Here is a 16,114-nt window from a genome sequence, read left to right on the forward strand (position 1 = left end):
CCTGAGCGACCAGGACGTCGCTCGCCACCGTTTCAGATCGACGTATTGTGCCGAGCGCGCTGGGTCGTTGTCAGTGTGAGGAAGTCAGGCAATCTTCGTGACGTTGGTCGAATTCGATTTCGGGACTTTCGGCACCCTCGATAGCGGACCTAATATCTTATGAGCTGGCGGGATCGGTATAGCCTATCGACGCAATTTCTTGCCGCTGCGGCCGTTGTTCTTTGCGTTTCGATGGCTGTGCTGGGGACATGGGTCACGCACAGGATCACCCGCAGCGTGCTGGCGACGTCTGGTCAGGGCGGATCCGACTTGATGGTCAGCTTTCTCGAGGCGGAGGTGCAGAACCTTCTGCCCGACGGCACCATGCCCATCGAAACGCAGCAGCGTCTGGATCGGCTGTTCGGGGGCGAGACCGTCGCGAAGCGGATCGTCTCGGTGAAGATATGGCGACCTGACGCGACAGTCATCTACACCAACATGGCGAAGGGCATCATCGGGCAGCACTTCGTCTCGACGGATGTCGCCAAGGCGGCGAGCGGCCAGATCGTCGCCGAATTCAAGGACATGATCAGCGCGGAAAGTGCCTACGAGCAGAGTCTCGGCAAGGCTCTGATCGAAATATACTCGCCGCTCTACAAGACAGGGACGAAGTCCGTCATCGCGGTCGGCGAGATATATGAAGACGCGAGCGACCTTGATGCTCAGCTGCGATCCAGCCGGAGAGAGACCTGGATCGTCGTCTGCTTGACGACCTTGCTGATGCTCGCCTTCCTCTATCTGATCGTCCGGCGCGGCAGTTTCACGATCGCGGTGCAGCGCGCGGAACTGAGAGAGCGCATCGCCGACGCACAGCATATGGCCTCCCAGAACGAGCGGCTCCGGCTCGAAGCGAACGAAGCCAACGAGGAACTGCTCGGGCGCATCGGCTCCGACATTCACGACGGGCCGATCCAGGCCCTGACATTGACGCGCCTCCGGATCGACGAGATCGCGGAGATCTGGAGCGACAAGCGGCAGAGCAAGGGCTCGCTCGCGCGATATCTCGACGAGGCCAGGTCTGCGCTGGGCGATTCCATCGACGAGTTGCGGCATCTCTCGACCGGCCTCGTCTTGCCTGAGCTCGACGAGCTGTCGCCGCGTCAGCTGATCGAATTGGCGCGCGACCGGCACGAGGGCGCGACGGCGACGCAGGTCGAGCTCGATCTCGGAGACCTTCCGCAGACATTGCCGTCTGCCATGAAGATCTGCGTCTATCGGATCATCCAGGAGTCGCTGACGAACGCCTTCCGGCATGCCGGCGGCGTCGGACAACAGGTTGCGGCGGCGGTGCGGGACCATGCCCTCGAGCTGCGGATCAGCGATCAGGGCGCACAGGCAGCCGTCCAGCCGGGAGCGCTGGCGTCCCATACCAAGCTCGGGCATCGCGGGATTCGCAATCGCGTCCAGGCTTTCGGGGGACGGCTGAATATCGTGAGGACGAAAAAGGGCACCGATGTGCAGGTATCCCTGCCGCTCGACCATGGCGGGCTGTGAGCCCGGCGCGAGTGGTGCGAGATCCGTTGCGATGCGTCTCTTTCGGCCGTGAGATTTGCGTCTCGTCGGGGCGCAGGAAAAGGTGGCGCTATGTCTCGTCCAGCATATCGAGAAGCAGGCAGGACTGGCTGAAGACGTTGTTCGTCTTCGGTTACTCTCCGGCGAAGGCGTTAAGGTTGCACGTGCAATTCCTTGATTAACCAAGCATTTACGATGCTGTTTGTAATCGCTGACAAATAGGTTAAGATTATGCTCTAGGCTGGGGGTTGCGTGATGCTCAGCGTTTCGGTCGCCTTTGTCGACGATCACCCGACCTTGCTGGAAGGGATTCGGGCGATATTCTCGCGCCGTCCCGGGTACAAAGTCATTGCCACCGGCAGTTGTTGCGCCGATGCGCTCGGGATCGCGCTCGAGTACAAGCCAAATGTACTGATGATCGACCTGAATATGCCCGGTAATGCCTTTGATTGCATAGCACAGATCCGAACAACCTCTCCGGAAACCAAGGTCATTGCCTTCACGGCATCGTCCGGCATTAACCATGCGATCGATGCACTGCAGGCCGGGGCCAGCGGCTATGTGCTGAAGGGTAGCCCGCTGGGAAGCCTGACGGAAGCAATCGATGCCGTCATGGCCGGAGATACCTACATCTCAAAAGGATTTGCTACGAAAGTCATCGCAGCACTCGCCAATCCGAAGACATCAGGAATAAAGCTAAGCGTTCGCGAAGAGCAGATCGTTTCATTATTACTGGAGAGCCGAACCAATCGCGAGATCGCCAATCAGATGAATCTCAGCGAGAAGACGATCAAGAACTACATGACCCTCCTGATGCAGAAGTTACGGGTCCGCAACCGCGTCGGGTTGGTGATGGCGGCAAGAAGCCTGCCACTCGCCGGCGCCAGGGGACGTGATGTCGATCGGATCGGCCTGCTGAACTGAGACGCCTTCCAACTGGCGTGACAACCAGCGTGGGCGATGCGGTGGATCAGCTCCCGGTATTAGGCCGACATCTCTTCGCAGCCATCGCCGTCACGGCCAGAAGAATCGGTGGCAGAACACGGAGATGGAGTGCAGCCTGGGCCTGACGCAGGACGGCAGCGCCGTGCGCCCCCGTGGGCAGCGAGAGGCGAAGAGCCTCGACGCGTTCGCTTCGATCGGTCCTGTCTCCTCACCGACGCCAGCTCAAGCGGCTATGTTCCGGCGCATCAAGCCTTCTCGTGCTGCCCCCTTCGAGGCGAAGCTGATCTGCCGCGGTTGAATTCGCCCATCCTGAACTATGTCTTTTGGCAGACAGAAGGTCATGCCATCGCGCACCGGGAGAGATGCGCCAGGAGTGGACTTCGCCATCTCCCCGAAAGCTGTCGTGGCGTCAGTATTCCCAGTGCACGGGCGGAATGCCTGCGACCGGCAAACTGACGACGCCGATCGCGTCGCCCAACAGGCAGCCGAGATAGGCCGTGCGCAGGTCGGGACCACCGAAGGCTATGCTGGAGAGGTTGCGCAGTTTGGTCGATGGATTGGTGTCCATGTGCGGACGGCCGAGCGTGTTGGCCGCATAGGCCGCCTCGACCCAGTCGACATGGGCGGCGTCGGTCTCGCTCAACATGATTTCGCAGCGACCGTTCTCCGGGTCGAGCCGCATCAGCTGGTTCGAGATCACGCCGGCGATCCAGACCCGCCCCTCCTGGTCGAAGGCCAGCCCGTCCGGAAACTGGCCCTCGCCGAACTCGTAGACCACTTCCTTGGGCCCGAGACTCGAATCGTCGCGCAGCGCGAACCGGCTGAGCCGTCTGCCATAGGTTTCGTTGACATAGAGCCAGCGTCGGTCCGGCGAGATCTGGCATTCATTGGTGAAGCCTAGCCCGTCGGCGACGATGCGCGCGCCCTTCTCGTCCATGACGGCGATGAAGCCGCTGCGTGCCTCGCGGCGATAGTCGAGCGCGCGCGGCACCAGAGTCGTCGAAACCGTCAGCCAGAGCCGGCCGAGATGGTCGCGCACCAGATAGTTGGACGGCGCGATCGGCACGCCGTCGATCTGCGTCCAGAAGGCCGAGACCTGCCCGTCGCGCGTCAGGCGCCAGACGCCGCCGGCCTCGCTGCCGAGATTGGCGAGCAGGAATGAGCCATCGGGCTCGAGCGCGATCCCGTTCGGACGCAGCCCCTCCGGCAGGTCTGCCGTCACGCCTGTATAGAGCGCCTGCGTGCCGTCCGGCTTGAGATGGGCGACGCCACCGCGCCAGTCGGCGGTGTAGAGGTCCCCTTTCGCCGTGGCGAGGACGCATTCCGGCCGGCTGAGCCCGGAACCGAGCAGGGAAACATCGGCAAGGGAGAGCTTCATCCGCGCATGAACCAGACCAGAGCCATCGGGATCGCCTCGACATAGGTGACGAGGAAAAGGACGCAGAGCGCGAGCGCGAACATCGGGATCAGCTCGCGCGAGATCGCGACCATGCCGACGCGCGCGATCTTTGCGGCGACGAAGAGCGTGCCGCCGACCGGCGGGGTGTAGAGCCCGATCACCAGGTTGAAAACCATGATCAGGCCGAGATGGACCGGATCGATGCCGAACGCCTTGGCGGTCGGGATGAACAGCGGAGCCGTAAGCATCAACGAAGGCAGCGGCTCGAGGAAGATACCGACCAGGATCAGGGCGAGGTTCAGCAGGAACAGAAAGACATACTTGTTCTCGGCGATGTTGAGGATTGCCTGCGCCAGATTGGCGGGGATCTGCTCGACCGTGATCAGCCAAGAGAGCGCACCCGTCGCGCCGACCACGAGCATGACCACGGCGCTGGTGCGGAAGCTCTGCAGCAGCATGCCGGGCACCTGCGCCGGCTTGACCTCGCGATAGACGAACAGTGCCAGGATCAGCCCGTAGAACACTGCGACGGAAGCCGCCTCGGTCGGCGTGAACACGCCGGAGAGGATGCCCCCGAGGATGACGACCGGCATGCCCGAGGCCGGCAGGATGGCGACGAAGCTCTTCCAGATCTCGGTCCGGCTCGGCATCGCTCCGCCGAGATCGCAGCCGAGCGCACGCCCCTTCCAGATGCAGAGCAGGATCAGCACGAAGGCGAGCGTGAAGGCCGGGAAGACGCCGGAGACCAGCAGTTCGCGGATCGAGACGTTGCCGACGAAGCCGTAGACCAGCAGCGGGATCGACAGCGGCATCAAGACGCCGATCGTTCCTGCGACGGCGATAAGGGCGGCGGCGAAGGCGCGTGGATAGCCGCGCTCTGCCATGCGCGGCACCATGATCGAGCCGATGGCCGCCGAGTCGGCGACGGCCGAGCCCGAGACCGAGCCGAACATCGTGCAGGCCGAGACCGTGACGACACCGAGCCCGCCCGGCATGAAGGCGAGGAGCGAGCGGGCGAAGTCGATCAGCCGCCTGCCGACGCCCCCATTGGTGATAAGTTCGCCGGTGAAGATGAAGAGCGGGATCGCCGCCAGATGCAGCGGCTCGACGCTGGAAATGTAGGACAGGAAGATCGCCTCGAGCGGGTAGTCCTGGCCGAAGATCCCGATCGTCGCGACCGTCGTGAGCAGCAGCGCCCAGACCAGCGGCATGCCGAGCAGGGCGAGCGCGAAAAAGACCGCGCAGATGACCGCGAGCACCATGGCGTCAATCCTGGAAGGCTTCTTGCGGGATCGGCTTGCCGCGGGCGAGCAGGATCGTCTCGTAGATGACGAAGACGAGCGCCAGCGCCGAACCGACCGGCATGGCGAGGTATTGCAGCCCCATCGGGACATGCATCACGGTCAGCTCCTGGCCCATCGTGCGCTCGGTGATGCTGAGGCCGTAGCCGATCAGCAGGCAAAGCAGTCCGATGACGCCGAGGCGCGTCGCGATCTCGACGACCTGCTGCAGCTTCGGCCGCATCTTCTCGGTAAACTCGGTGATGCGCATATGGGCGCCCCGGCGTGCCGCCGACGCCCCACCGAGGAAAGTCGCCCAAAGCAGCACGAACTCGCCGAACTCGGTGTTCCAGGCGAGATCGCTGTTCAATGCGACGCGCGCGGCGACATTCGCGAACATCACGACGAGCAGCATGGCGGCCAGCAACGTCACGGCGAAATCGACCAGATCGCCGAGCCAGCGCAGCGGCGCCGGCTCGGGAAGGTCGGGACGATAGAGAAAACGCATGCCGGCCTCCGTCCCGCAGCCCAGGCCTCAGCTCATGCTCTTACGGATCTCGGCCGCTTCGCCGAGCATCTGGTCGACCGCCGCCGCGCCGAACTCCTTGCGGGCCCGCTCATAGGCACCCTCGCTCGCCTTGCGCCAGGCGGCGAGATCGGGCCTGGCGATGGTCGCGCCCTTGGCGGTCATTTCCGCCAGCAGCCTGTCGTCATTGGCGCGCACTTCGCGGCGGTTCCAGTCGCCCGCTTCCTTTGCCGCCTTCAGCACTCCCTCCTGATCGGCCGGGCTCAGCCCCTTGAAGGTCCGCTCCGCCATGGCGAGCCAGCGCGGCGAGTAGACATGCTGCGACAGGGTGACGTGCTTCGCCACCTCGTAGAAGCGTTGCGAGAAGATCGTGTCGATCGGGTTCTCCTGACCCGAAACCGTATTCTGCTGGATGGCGAGATAGACCTCGGTCACCGGCATCACGACCGGCGAGAAGCCGATCGACTCCATGATCCAGCGGATCATCTCGACCGGTGCGATGCGCAGCTTCCTGCCCTTGGCGTCGGCCGGGCTGTTGAGCGGGAAATTGGTGGTGAAGCTGCGGAACCCGGCCTCCCAGTTGCCGATGATCCGCATGCCCTTGGCCGGCAGCAGATCGGCCTGCTGCTTGATGAATTTCGAGGTGTCGTAGAGCTTCCAGCCCTGCTCGTAGTTCTCGGCGAGATAGGGCAGCGCAATCAGCGAGAGATCCTTCACATGCGGCGTGAAGGTCACGACGCCGGTCAGGGCGAAGTCGAGGCCGCCGAGCTGGAGCTGATCGAGGGACTTCGCGTCGTTCGCGAGCTGGCCGGAGTGAAAGACCTGCACCTTGCAGCGGCCGGACGTGTATTTCTCGACGGCCTCCGCGAAGCGCGTCGCGGCTTCATGTGCCGCGCCGACGGAGGTGTCGGTGTGGCTGAAGCGCAAGATGCGTGCGTTCTGCGCTCTGGCGATGAAGGGAAATCCGGAGACCGCGCCGCCGGCCAGCGCGGCCGAGGCTTTCAGGAGATTGCGCCTGTTCTGCATGATGTCCTCCCTGGATTGATCATTCCTGCCCAGCCGGGCGGCTCCGATCGCCGCCTTCTCGTGGTTCAGATCGTGATGAAGCGCCCGTCCTCCGCGGAGCGGTAGACCGCTTCCTCGATCGCGAAATTGCGCAGATAGGCGCGGCCGTCATTGACCAGCGGAATGCCCGAGGTCAGGTGCTCGACGACATGCCGGGTCTGGCCGTAGACGCAGTCGCCGCCATAGCCGCGGTCCTGCCAGGCGTAAGCATGCTCGCTCTCCTCGCCGCGCAGCTTGCGCAGGAACAGCCGGCCATAGCCGTCGAGGCGCAGCACGCCGCCATCGCCCTCGACGAGCAGCACACCATTGGTCATGCGGGTGTCGTCCGAGGGATGGTCGACATGGCGGTTGCCGTCGAACAGCCCGGCCGCCCCGCTGGCGAAGTCGAAGACGACGAGCCCTGCATCCTCGCCCTTGATCACCGGATTGATCCGCCGCAGGCGGGCGAAGACGCCGGTGATCTCGCCGAGCAGATAGCGGAACACATCGATCAGATGGATGCCGGTCTCGTGGATCAGGAAGCGCGGCATCGCCTGGAAATAGGGCTGGCGCGAGAGATAGGCCTCGGGGCCCTGGCCATCTCCGGGCCGCAGGCGAAACGTGATGTTGAGCGGCCGGCCGACCGCGCCGCCCTGGATCAGCCGATGCGTTTCGACGAACCACGGCATGAAGCGGAAGTTCTCGTGCACCGCCAGCATCACGCCAGCCTTTTCGGCGACGCCGACGATCGCCTCAGCCTCGTCATAGGTCGGCGCCAACGGCTTCTGGCAGATCATCTTGACGCCGCGACTTGCCGCGGCCTCGACCAGGGCACGATGCGTCCCGGGCGGCGTGACGATGTCGATCAGGTCAGGACGCAGGGCCTCCAGCATCGCCTCGGCATCTTCGAAAGCGCGGGCGCCGCTGAACAAGGCCGCCGCCGCATCGCGCTTCCCGGCGTCGCGATCCGTGACGCCGACAATCTGGGCTCCTTCCATCCGGCTCCACGCATCCTGGTGGAACCGGCTGAAATAGCCGCAGCCTGCGATGGCGACCCTCAGTGTCATTGCGGATCGGCAGCCCCGCTGCTGATCAGCTCGGCGATGGTGCTGCCGATATCGCGCGTGCCGTGTCGGCCGCCGATGTCATAGGTCCGCAGGTTCATCTTGCCGAAAGCGTGGTCGACGCTGAGTTCGATCGCGCGGGCGGCATCGCGCGCCGCACTGCTGCCATGGCGATCGCCGAGCCAGTCCAGCATCATGGCCGTGGACAGGATCATCGCGGTCGGGTTCGCAATGCCCTTGCCGGCGATGTCGGGCGCAGTGCCGTGGCTCGGCTGGAACATGCCGTGCGACTCGCCGATATCGGCGGAAGGGGCGAAGCCCATGCCGCCGATCAGGCCGGCGCCGAGGTCGGAGAGGATGTCGCCGAACAGGTTCTCCGTCGGCAGCACGTCGAAATCCCAGGGCCTGCGGACCAGATCGAGCGCCATCGCATCGATGTAATGGTGCCGAGCCTCGATATCCTGATGCCTGGCCGCCGTTTCATAAAAGACCTTGCGCATGAAGGCGAAGGACCGGAAGACATTCGCCTTGTCGACGAGCGTCACGCGCCCTGGCGTGCCGCGCGCTTCGCGGCGACGCCGCGCCAGCCCGCAGCAGAACTCTGTAAGCTGCTCCGTGACCTTGCGGGTGATGACCTGGGTGTCCCGGGCCTCCTTGTCGTCGATGATCTCGCCCTTGCCGCGCGAGGCGAACATACCCTCGGTCGACTCGCGCACGATGACGAGGTCGATGTCCTTCCAGCGTTCATGAGCGAGCACCGGCGGCGTGCCGGGGATGGCGCGGATCGGCCGAACGCCGGCATAGAGGCCAAAGGCCATGCGAATATCGAGCTGGGGCGCGATCTCGGTGCCGTCGGGAAAGCGGATATCGGGCCAGCCCATCGCCCCGAACAGGATGGCGTCGGCCTTACCGGCCCGCTCAATCCCGTCCTTTGGCAGGATCGCGCCAGTATCCTTGTAGTGATGCGCGCCACCTGGAATGTGCTCCTGGCGGAAGGACAGGTCGAAGCGCTTCTCGACTGCGCCGAGCACCGCGCCGGCGGCCTCCATGACTTCGATGCCGATGCCCTCGCCGGGCATCATTGCAAGTTGGAAGGAGTTGGACGTCATAGCCTTTGAATTCCGTGTTTTTCGATGATGGTGGTGAGTTCGTTGCCGCCGCGCTTGCGATGCGCGTGGTAGATCGAGCGGGCACGCTCGACATCGCCGGCCAGTATGGCGTCGAGCACGGCTCGGTGTTCCTCGGTCGAGCGCACCGGCAGCGGTCGCAGCGACAGGGTGAACATCCGGGCGCGATGGGCCTGGTCCCAGACCTGCATGATCATCGCAGCCAGGCGCTTATTGCCGCAGAGCCGTGCGAGGTTCAGATGGAACGCCTCGTCCGCCGCGGCCCAGGCCTGGAGATCGGGCTCGCCGGCCAGCGCCGCCTCCATCGCGTCGCAGGAGGTGATCAGGCTCTCGAGCTCGGTCCGGTCGGGGCGGCGCGCCGCCAGCAGTTCGACCGCCGTCGGCTCCAGCGACATCAGAACCTCGTAGATCTCCCGCATGTCGTCGGGAGAGAGCGCCGAGATACGCACGCCGTGGCGCGGCACGATCTCGAGCAGCCCCTCCTGCTGCAGCCGTACGAAGGCTTCGCGGACGGGAGTGCGCGACGCGTTCAGCGCGGCTGCCACCTCACTTTCGAGGATCTGGGCACCCGGGGGATAGCGGTTGTCGAGGATATGCTGCTTCAGCCGCGCATAGACGGTGTCGGTCGAGCGGGGCGCCCGGCTACCCATCGTCGCGAGAGGCTGGCTCAGATACATTGCATCCAATAATGTATACGTTAATCGATGCGCATAGAGTTAGGGCAGATTCCGCGCCTTGGCAAGGCCCCGGCCTGCACTGGCAGATGCGGCGGCTCGCGGTGCGCGCGAGCCGCCCTTTCACATGGTCAGGCCGCCTGAAGCGCGATGCCGTATTTCGCACCGAGCTCGCTGAGTTCGTCGAAGACTGCGGCGTTGAGCGGAATACCGTTGCGGCGGCGTTCCATGAGGGCGAGGTGCTCGCGCTCTCCCGGCAGGTGGATGCGCTCGACGCCAGGCGCCTTCTTCGTCCCCTGGATATCGGCGATCGCCTTCGACATCCGCGCGTAATAGCGATCGAGATCCTCGAAAGCGGAGATCGGCAGCACTCCGAACAGGTGCCCGACATTCTGCGGCGTCGTCGTCTGCTCGTACATGTGGGTGACCTCGGAGCCGAAATAGGCGCCCGACAGCATGGTGCTGAGCAGGCCGATACCGAGCGTCAGCGCATAGCCCTTCGGGCCGCCGACCGGCAGGACGAAGCCCTTGAGCGCCTCCACAGGATCTGTCGTCGGCGCGCCGTCCGGGCCGCTCGCCCAATCGGCCGGAATAGGCGTGCCATCCTTGGCGGCGACGATGATCTTGCCGCGCGCGGCGACGCTGCAGGCCATGTCGAGCACGACGGGGAAGCCATCCCGCGTCGGGAAGGCGAAGGCGAACGGGTTGTTGCCGAGGATGGCCTCGGCTCCGCCCCAGGGCGTCATGTGGTTGATGCCGCCGATGGTGAAGCTGAGGCCGATCATGTCGGCCTTCGCCGCCATCTCGGCATAATGCGAGGCAGCGCCGTAATGGTTGCTGTTGCAGACGGAGACGAAGGCGCAGTCGCCATCGCTCGCCTTCTCGATCGCGATCTCCATGGCGCGGACACCGACGATCTGGCCCATGCCGTTGTCGCCGTCCAGCACGGCCGTCGTCCGGGTCTGGCGGATGACCTTCGGCTGCGGGCGCGGATTGGAACCGCCGTCCTCGATGCGCTGGATATAGATCGGCAGACGCACGACGCCGTGTGACGCGACATTGCGCAGATCGGCCTCGACGAGGTTGTCGACGATCAGGATCGCCTCGGCTTCCGGCACGCCAGCCTTCGTGAACATCGCCCGACAGAAGGCTTTCAGCCCCTTCTCGGTGACGATGACGGTCTTCTCGCTATCCATGGCTTTCCTGTCCCAGCTTCCCGGGCATCTCCAGCGGACGCCTTGGCACGCGGTTTGACATATCTGGTATGACAGGTCTACACGTAGACCAGTAGATAAGCTGCGGCCACCTTGAGCGAGCGCGCGGCAGGCGAGGACGATCAGGGAGAAGGGCGTGACATTGTCAGCCATTGCGCAACCGCGGCCGGTGCATGGCCTTTCCGGCGCTTCAGGCGGCCAGGCGCCGCCTCGGGAAGCCTCCCCGGTCCTGCCCGGGCTGCTCGAAGTCGAAGGGCTGACACTGCAATACAAGACGCCGAACCACTTGGTGACGGCGACCTACCGCGTCGATTGCGCGGTGCACGAGCAGGACCGCTATGTGATCCTGGGCCCGTCCGGCTGCGGCAAATCCACCATGCTGAAGGCCGTCGGCGGCTTCATGACGCCCGAGGAAGGGCACATCCGGCTGCGTGGCCGTGAGGTCGTCGGGCCCGGGCCCGACCGGATGATGGTCTTCCAGGAATTCGAGCAGCTCATGCCGTGGAAGACGGTGCTCGAGAATGTTCTGTTTCCGATGCGCATAGCCGGCCGGTTCAAGGGCAAGGACGCGATGGATCGGGCCCTGTCGATCATCGACAAGGTCAAGCTCACCAAGTTCCGCGACGTCTATCCGCACATGCTGTCCGGCGGCATGAAGATGCGCGTCGCGATCGCGCGCGCCATGGCGATGGAGCCGGACATCCTCCTGATGGACGAGCCCTTCGCCGCACTCGATGCGCTGACGCGCCGCAAGATGCAGGACGAACTGCTGCAGCTCTGGGAGCAGGTGCGCTTCACCCTGATGTTCGTGACGCACTCCATTGAGGAGGCAATCATCGTCGGCTCGCGCATCCTGGTGCTGTCGCCGCACCCCGGCCGTGTCAGGGCCGAACTCGACGCATCCCAGCTCGGCTTCGACACCGTGGGGACGCCTGCCTTCGGCGCGCTGTCGGACAAGATCCACAACCTGCTCTTCGAGCATGAACTCGGCCCACAGCGGCAGGAAGAGGACGCCCAGGCATGAGCATGGCGACGCTGGGACGCAGTGAGGGCGCGATGCTTGCGCGCCGCCCCGAATTCGAGATCGAGCCGATCGATGCGAGCGGCATCGGTGAGGTGGCGCGACCGCTTTCCGCCATGGAACGCATCGTCAACAATGAAGCCGTGCGCAAGGTGGCGATCCTGATCGCGCTCGCCATAGTCTGGGAACTCTACGCCCGCTGGCTCAACAACCCTCTTCTCTTTCCCTCCTTCGCCGAAACGGTCGCCACCTTCGTCGCTGATATCTCCAGCGGCACGCTGATCGACCGTGTCGCGACCTCGATGCGCTCGCTCATCTACGGCTACGGCACAGGCCTCGCGCTGGCGGCAGTGCTGACGACGGTGGCCGTCTCGACCCGCTTCGGGACGGACATCCTCAATACGCTGACCGCGATGTTCAATCCGCTGCCGGCGATCGCCCTGCTGCCGCTCGCGCTGATCTGGTTCGGCCTCGGCATCGGCTCGCTGATCTTCGTCATCGTCCATTCGGTGCTGTGGGCCGTCTCGCTCAACACGCTGACGGGGTTCCGCGCGGTACCGGAAGTGCTGCGCATGAGCGGGCGCAATTACGGCCTGAAGGGCCTGCGCTACGTGATCCACATCCTGATCCCGGCCGGCTTCCCGGCAATCCTCGCGGGCCTCAAAATCGGCTGGGCCTTCGCCTGGCGCACCTTGATCGCCGCCGAACTCGTCTTCGGCGTGTCGTCCCGCTCCGGTGGGCTGGGCTGGTACATCTTCGAGGCGCGTTCCGAACTCGACACCGCCCGCGTCTTCTCCGGCCTGCTCGCCGTCATCCTGATCGGCCTTTTCGTCGAGTCCGTGATTTTCCGCGCCATCGAGAAGCGCACCGTGCAGCGCTGGGGCATGCAGCACTGATCTGGCCCGACAAAGGCAACTGCTATGAACATGGGAGAAGCGCTGTGAAACGCATTATCGGTTTGGCCGCCGCTGCCGGCCTGGCACTGCTGGCCACGAGCCAGGCGCAGGCAGAGGTCAAGGAGATCAAGGCGGCTCAGCAATACGGGCTGAGCAGCCTGCCGCTGATGATCATGGAGGACGGCAAGCTCGTCGAGAAGCATGCCAAGGCGCTCGGACTGCCCGAGCTCACCGTGGCCTGGGTGAAGCTCGGCAATCCCGGCGCCATCACCGAAGGGCTGGTTTCCGGCGGGCTGGATTTCGGCAGCGGCGGCGTGCCTTCGCTGCTGACGCTCTGGTCGCGCACCCAGGGCACGACCATGGAGGTCAAGGGCGTCGGCGCGATCGTCAACATGCCGATGGAGCTGCTGACCACCAACCCCAAGGTCAAGTCCATCAAGGATTTCACCGAACAGGACCGCATCGCAGTCACCACCGTGCGCGTCTCCAACCAGGCACTGCTGCTGCAGATGGCCGCCGCCAAGGAGTTCGGCGCGGAAAACTACGCCAAGCTCGATCCGCTGACAGTGTCGCTCCCGCATCCGGAGGCGACCTCGACGCTGCTCTCCGGCTCCGGCGTGATTTCGGCGCATTTCTCGGCATTGCCGTTCCAGCACCAGCAGAAGCGCGACCAGCGCGTCCAAAAGATCCTGAGCAGCTACGATGTGCTCGGCGGCCCGGCCACCAACACCGCCGCCTATGCGACCAAGCGCTTCCGCGAGGCCAATCCCAAGGCCTATCAAGCTTTCGTCGCCGGATTGCAGGAGGCGATCGAGCTGATCAACAAAGACAAGCGGGCCGCTGCCGCGACCTATCAGCGGATGACCGGGACCAAGGAAAGCGTGGATGACATCTACGCGATGATCTCGGCGCCGGAAGTCCAGATGACTTTCACGCCGCACCAGACGATGAAGATGGCGAACTTCATGGCACAGACCGGTCGCTTGAAGACGGCTCCGAAGGATTGGAAGGACCTGTTCTTCGACGACGTCCACGCCTTGCCCGGCAGCTGACCGCGGGCGCGTCGGGTCAGCAGAACCCTCGTCAAGGAAACCAGCATGATTGCCGGCGCAACCATTCCAGACCGGCGGCCAATCAGGCGCCGCAAGCTCTATGAAGACGTGGTCGAACGGCTGGAAACCGCGATCAACGAGGGGCACTACGCGCCTGGCGACCAGCTGCCCGCTGAACGTGAGCTCATGGAGGCTTACGGTGTAGGCCGCACTGCGATCCGCGAAGCGCTCTTCGCGCTCCAGCGCATGGGGCTGATCGTCATCAGCAGCGGTGAGCGCGCCCGCGTCTCGCAGCCCAGCGCCGGCACGATGATCGGCGAGCTCTCGGGGCTGGCGCGCTATCTCCTGGCGAAGCCCGGAGGGGCGCACCACTTCCAGCAGGCGCGCACCATGTTCGAGGTCGGCGTCGCCCGTCTCGCCGCTGAAACGGCGACCGCGGACGACATCGCCAGGCTCGAGGCCGCGCTGGCCGCCAACCGCGCCGCGCTCGATCAGGGGCGCGGCTTCGAACGGACCGACGTCGCCTTCCATCTCGTGCTGGCGGAGATCACCCGCAATCCGATCTTCACCGCGCTCCATCTGGGCCTGACCGAGTGGCTGACCGAACAGCGCACCACCTCGCTCAAGGCCGGCGGCGCGGCGCAGGCCGCTTATGCCGCTCACCAGCGCATCTTCGAAGCCGTTGCCGCCCGTAACCCGCAGGCTGCGGCCGATGCGATGCGCGCTCATCTCGCCGAGGTCGGCGACTTCTACTGGAACGCCTCCGACCTCTGACCACCCGCCATTTGCTCAGGACCATTCATGGCGAAATTCACCATCCTCGTCCGCTTCCGCATCGCTGACGGCAGCATGGCCGGCTTCCTGCCGCTGATGATCGAGAACGCCGAGACTTCGCGGCGTGACGAACCCGGCTGCGAGCGGTTCGATGTGCTGCAGCCCGACGGCGAGCAGGACTGCATCTTGCTCTACGAGATCTATCGCGACCGCGCCGCCTTCGACGCCCATTGCGCGAGCCAGCATTTCAAGCGCTTCGACGCGGCGACCAAGACGATGGTCGCCGAGAAAACCGTGACGGTGCTCGGGCTCCTGGCCGAGCCATAGGGCCCGTTTTCCGGACATTCCAAGACGGCTTCATCCGCCAGCGTGCGCGGCCGGAGGGAAACCGACCGCGCACGCCAGATGTGACCATTCGAGAAGGCGGCCCGAACCGCCCGCATAGACCCAGATGGAAACGCTCGCCGTGTGCCGGCAAGGCAGCCATGGCGAACCAAGGAAGGGATACGCACATGAAGCGACTGCTCCTGGCCGCCACGACGGCCTTTGCATTGCTCGGCACGGCCGGGGCCGCCCTGGCGGAGGCCAAGACGCTGCGCGTCGCGAAGCAATACGGGCTCGGCTACATCCAGCTGATGCTGATGGAGGATCAAAAGCTCGTCGAGAAACATGCCAAGGCTGCCGGCCTCGGCGACGTCACGGTCGACTGGTCGACCTTCCGCTCCAGCGACGTCATGAACGATGCGCTGATCTCCGGCAATCTGGACTTCGCCAGCCTCGGCCCCACCGGCATCATCACGATCTGGTCGCGCACCCGAAACAATGTCGATGTCCGCGCCGCCAGCGGCCTCAACGCCATGGCCTGGACGCTCAACGTGCGCGATCCCGCCATCAAGTCGCTGAAGGACTTCACCGCGCAGCACCGCATCGCCGTGCCGGCGGTTAAAGTCTCCGGGCAGGCGACCGCTCTGCAGATCGCAGCCGCGAAGGAATGGGGCGACAAGGAATTCGAGAAGCTCGACTCCCTGACCGTTTCACTCTCGCATCCGGATGCCACTGCGATGATGCTGGGCGGCAAGTCCGAGATCGTGGCGAACTTCTCCTCGCCGCCCTTCTCCAACGTCCAGCTCAAGGACCAGAATATCCGGGCGCTGATGAACTCCGACGACATTCTCGGAGGCCCGATCTCGTTCAACGTGATCGCGACGACCGGCAAGTTCCGCAAGGATAATCCGAAACTCTATGGCGCCTTCCTCGCGGCTCTCAAGGAAGCGACCGATACCGTCAGCAAGGACAAGGGCGCTGCCGCCGAGGCCTATCTGCGCCTGACGAAGGATCGCTCCTCGAAGGAGGAACTCGTCGCGATCCTCGACGACAAGACGACGCACATCACCACCGACGTGCTCAATCTCGGCTCTTTCACCGATTTCATGGGGAAGGTCGGCCGTCTGAAGAACGCCCCGGCGGATTGGAAGAAGGAGATGCTGTTCCCGGAGGCGACGGCTCGGTAAGTCCCGCAACGACGGAAAGAGGCCAGGCGAAAGGGA

16 protein-coding genes are annotated in these 16,114 nt (G+C 64.5%); 8 read left to right on the forward strand and 8 right to left on the reverse strand.

Translation table 11 applies throughout. The features are described 5' to 3' along the window. Positions 1-312 precede the first annotated feature (312 nt). Together DK26_RS12725 and DK26_RS12730 are read left to right on the forward strand one after the other, a co-directional pair. Positions 313-1,533 carry an ATP-binding protein gene (locus DK26_RS12725; RefSeq protein ID WP_066472733.1) on the forward strand — a complete coding sequence of 407 codons (1,221 nt, stop codon included), beginning with the start codon at positions 313-315 and terminating at the stop codon, positions 1,531-1,533. A 273-nt stretch (positions 1,534-1,806) separates the two neighbouring features. Beyond that, on the forward strand, positions 1,807-2,475 hold the full coding sequence (locus DK26_RS12730; RefSeq protein WP_066472734.1) for a response regulator transcription factor: 669 nt from the start codon (positions 1,807-1,809) through the stop codon (positions 2,473-2,475). A gap of 430 nt (positions 2,476-2,905) precedes the next feature. On the opposite strand, the gene DK26_RS12735 is transcribed toward DK26_RS12730, so the two are convergent. The 8 genes from DK26_RS12735 to DK26_RS12770 form a co-directional block, all read right to left on the reverse strand. Further along, a complete protein-coding gene (locus DK26_RS12735) occupies positions 2,906-3,874 on the reverse strand; it encodes an SMP-30/gluconolactonase/LRE family protein (RefSeq protein ID WP_066472735.1) in 969 nt (322 codons plus the stop codon). Next, positions 3,871-5,157: a TRAP transporter large permease gene (locus DK26_RS12740; RefSeq protein WP_066472736.1), complete on the reverse strand. Its 1,287-nt coding sequence runs from the start codon at positions 5,155-5,157 to the stop codon at positions 3,871-3,873. Before DK26_RS12740 ends, DK26_RS12735 begins: the two co-directional genes overlap by 4 nt. 4 nt (positions 5,158-5,161) lie before the next feature. Further along, entirely contained in the window at positions 5,162-5,683 is a 522-nt protein-coding gene (locus DK26_RS12745) for a TRAP transporter small permease (protein WP_066472738.1), read from the reverse strand. Positions 5,684-5,710: 27 nt separating this feature from the next. Further along, positions 5,711-6,727, reverse strand: a complete 1,017-nt coding sequence (locus tag DK26_RS12750; protein ID WP_066472740.1) for a TRAP transporter substrate-binding protein — start codon at positions 6,725-6,727, stop codon at positions 5,711-5,713. Positions 6,728-6,792: 65 nt separating this feature from the next. Continuing rightward, positions 6,793-7,812 carry a Gfo/Idh/MocA family oxidoreductase gene (locus DK26_RS12755; protein WP_066472743.1) on the reverse strand — a complete coding sequence of 340 codons (1,020 nt, stop codon included), beginning with the start codon at positions 7,810-7,812 and terminating at the stop codon, positions 6,793-6,795. Then, positions 7,809-8,918: an isocitrate/isopropylmalate family dehydrogenase gene (locus DK26_RS12760; RefSeq protein ID WP_066472746.1), complete on the reverse strand. Its 1,110-nt coding sequence runs from the start codon at positions 8,916-8,918 to the stop codon at positions 7,809-7,811. The genes DK26_RS12755 and DK26_RS12760 overlap by 4 nt, the downstream gene beginning before the upstream one ends. Beyond that, on the reverse strand, positions 8,915-9,613 hold the full coding sequence (locus DK26_RS12765) for a GntR family transcriptional regulator (RefSeq protein ID WP_198162326.1): 699 nt from the start codon (positions 9,611-9,613) through the stop codon (positions 8,915-8,917). The genes DK26_RS12760 and DK26_RS12765 overlap by 4 nt, the downstream gene beginning before the upstream one ends. Before the next feature lie 128 nt (positions 9,614-9,741). Continuing rightward, positions 9,742-10,806, reverse strand: coding sequence for an Ldh family oxidoreductase (locus DK26_RS12770; RefSeq protein WP_066472749.1), 1,065 nt, complete (start codon positions 10,804-10,806; stop codon positions 9,742-9,744). 247 nt (positions 10,807-11,053) lie between these two features. On the opposite strand from DK26_RS12770, the gene DK26_RS12775 reads away from it, so the two are divergent. From DK26_RS12775 to DK26_RS12800, 6 genes are all read left to right on the forward strand, one after another. After that, positions 11,054-11,848, forward strand: a complete 795-nt coding sequence (locus tag DK26_RS12775; protein WP_066473753.1) for an ABC transporter ATP-binding protein — start codon at positions 11,054-11,056, stop codon at positions 11,846-11,848. A 32-nt stretch (positions 11,849-11,880) separates the two neighbouring features. Beyond that, on the forward strand, positions 11,881-12,741 hold the full coding sequence (locus DK26_RS12780; RefSeq protein WP_157089655.1) for an ABC transporter permease: 861 nt from the start codon (positions 11,881-11,883) through the stop codon (positions 12,739-12,741). A 44-nt stretch (positions 12,742-12,785) separates the two neighbouring features. Beyond that, a complete protein-coding gene (locus tag DK26_RS12785) occupies positions 12,786-13,793 on the forward strand; it encodes an ABC transporter substrate-binding protein (protein WP_066472755.1) in 1,008 nt (335 codons plus the stop codon). Positions 13,794-13,838: 45 nt separating this feature from the next. After that, positions 13,839-14,567, forward strand: a complete 729-nt coding sequence (nanR, locus tag DK26_RS12790) for a transcriptional regulator NanR (protein WP_066472756.1) — start codon at positions 13,839-13,841, stop codon at positions 14,565-14,567. A 27-nt stretch (positions 14,568-14,594) separates the two neighbouring features. Next, a complete protein-coding gene (locus DK26_RS12795) occupies positions 14,595-14,894 on the forward strand; it encodes a putative quinol monooxygenase (RefSeq protein ID WP_083533192.1) in 300 nt (99 codons plus the stop codon). Between the two features lie 185 nt (positions 14,895-15,079). Next, positions 15,080-16,078 carry an ABC transporter substrate-binding protein gene (locus DK26_RS12800; protein WP_066472758.1) on the forward strand — a complete coding sequence of 333 codons (999 nt, stop codon included), beginning with the start codon at positions 15,080-15,082 and terminating at the stop codon, positions 16,076-16,078. Positions 16,079-16,114: the final 36 nt, after the last annotated feature.

Source organism: Allobosea sp. WAO (assembly GCF_001509835.1).
GTDB lineage: Bacteria > Pseudomonadota > Alphaproteobacteria > Rhizobiales > Beijerinckiaceae > Allobosea.

Coding starts and splice junctions, on each gene's coding strand:
- DK26_RS12725 (WP_066472733.1), top strand. CDS start 313: ATGGTCAGCTTTCTCGAGGCGGAGGTGCAGAACCTTCTGCCCGACGGC.
- DK26_RS12730 (WP_066472734.1), top strand. CDS start 1,807: ATGCTCAGCGTTTCGGTCGCCTTTGTCGACGATCACCCGACCTTGCTG.
- DK26_RS12735 (WP_066472735.1), bottom strand. CDS start 3,874: ATGAAGCTCTCCCTTGCCGATGTTTCCCTGCTCGGTTCCGGGCTCAGC.
- DK26_RS12740 (WP_066472736.1), bottom strand. CDS start 5,157: ATGGTGCTCGCGGTCATCTGCGCGGTCTTTTTCGCGCTCGCCCTGCTC.
- DK26_RS12745 (WP_066472738.1), bottom strand. CDS start 5,683: ATGCGTTTTCTCTATCGTCCCGACCTTCCCGAGCCGGCGCCGCTGCGC.
- DK26_RS12750 (WP_066472740.1), bottom strand. CDS start 6,727: ATGCAGAACAGGCGCAATCTCCTGAAAGCCTCGGCCGCGCTGGCCGGC.
- DK26_RS12755 (WP_066472743.1), bottom strand. CDS start 7,812: ATGACACTGAGGGTCGCCATCGCAGGCTGCGGCTATTTCAGCCGGTTC.
- DK26_RS12760 (WP_066472746.1), bottom strand. CDS start 8,918: ATGACGTCCAACTCCTTCCAACTTGCAATGATGCCCGGCGAGGGCATC.
- DK26_RS12765 (WP_198162326.1), bottom strand. CDS start 9,613: ATGTATCTGAGCCAGCCTCTCGCGACGATGGGTAGCCGGGCGCCCCGC.
- DK26_RS12770 (WP_066472749.1), bottom strand. CDS start 10,806: ATGGATAGCGAGAAGACCGTCATCGTCACCGAGAAGGGGCTGAAAGCC.
- DK26_RS12780 (WP_157089655.1), top strand. CDS start 11,881: ATGCTTGCGCGCCGCCCCGAATTCGAGATCGAGCCGATCGATGCGAGC.
- nanR (WP_066472756.1), top strand. CDS start 13,839: ATGATTGCCGGCGCAACCATTCCAGACCGGCGGCCAATCAGGCGCCGC.
- DK26_RS12795 (WP_083533192.1), top strand. CDS start 14,595: ATGGCGAAATTCACCATCCTCGTCCGCTTCCGCATCGCTGACGGCAGC.
- DK26_RS12800 (WP_066472758.1), top strand. CDS start 15,080: ATGAAGCGACTGCTCCTGGCCGCCACGACGGCCTTTGCATTGCTCGGC.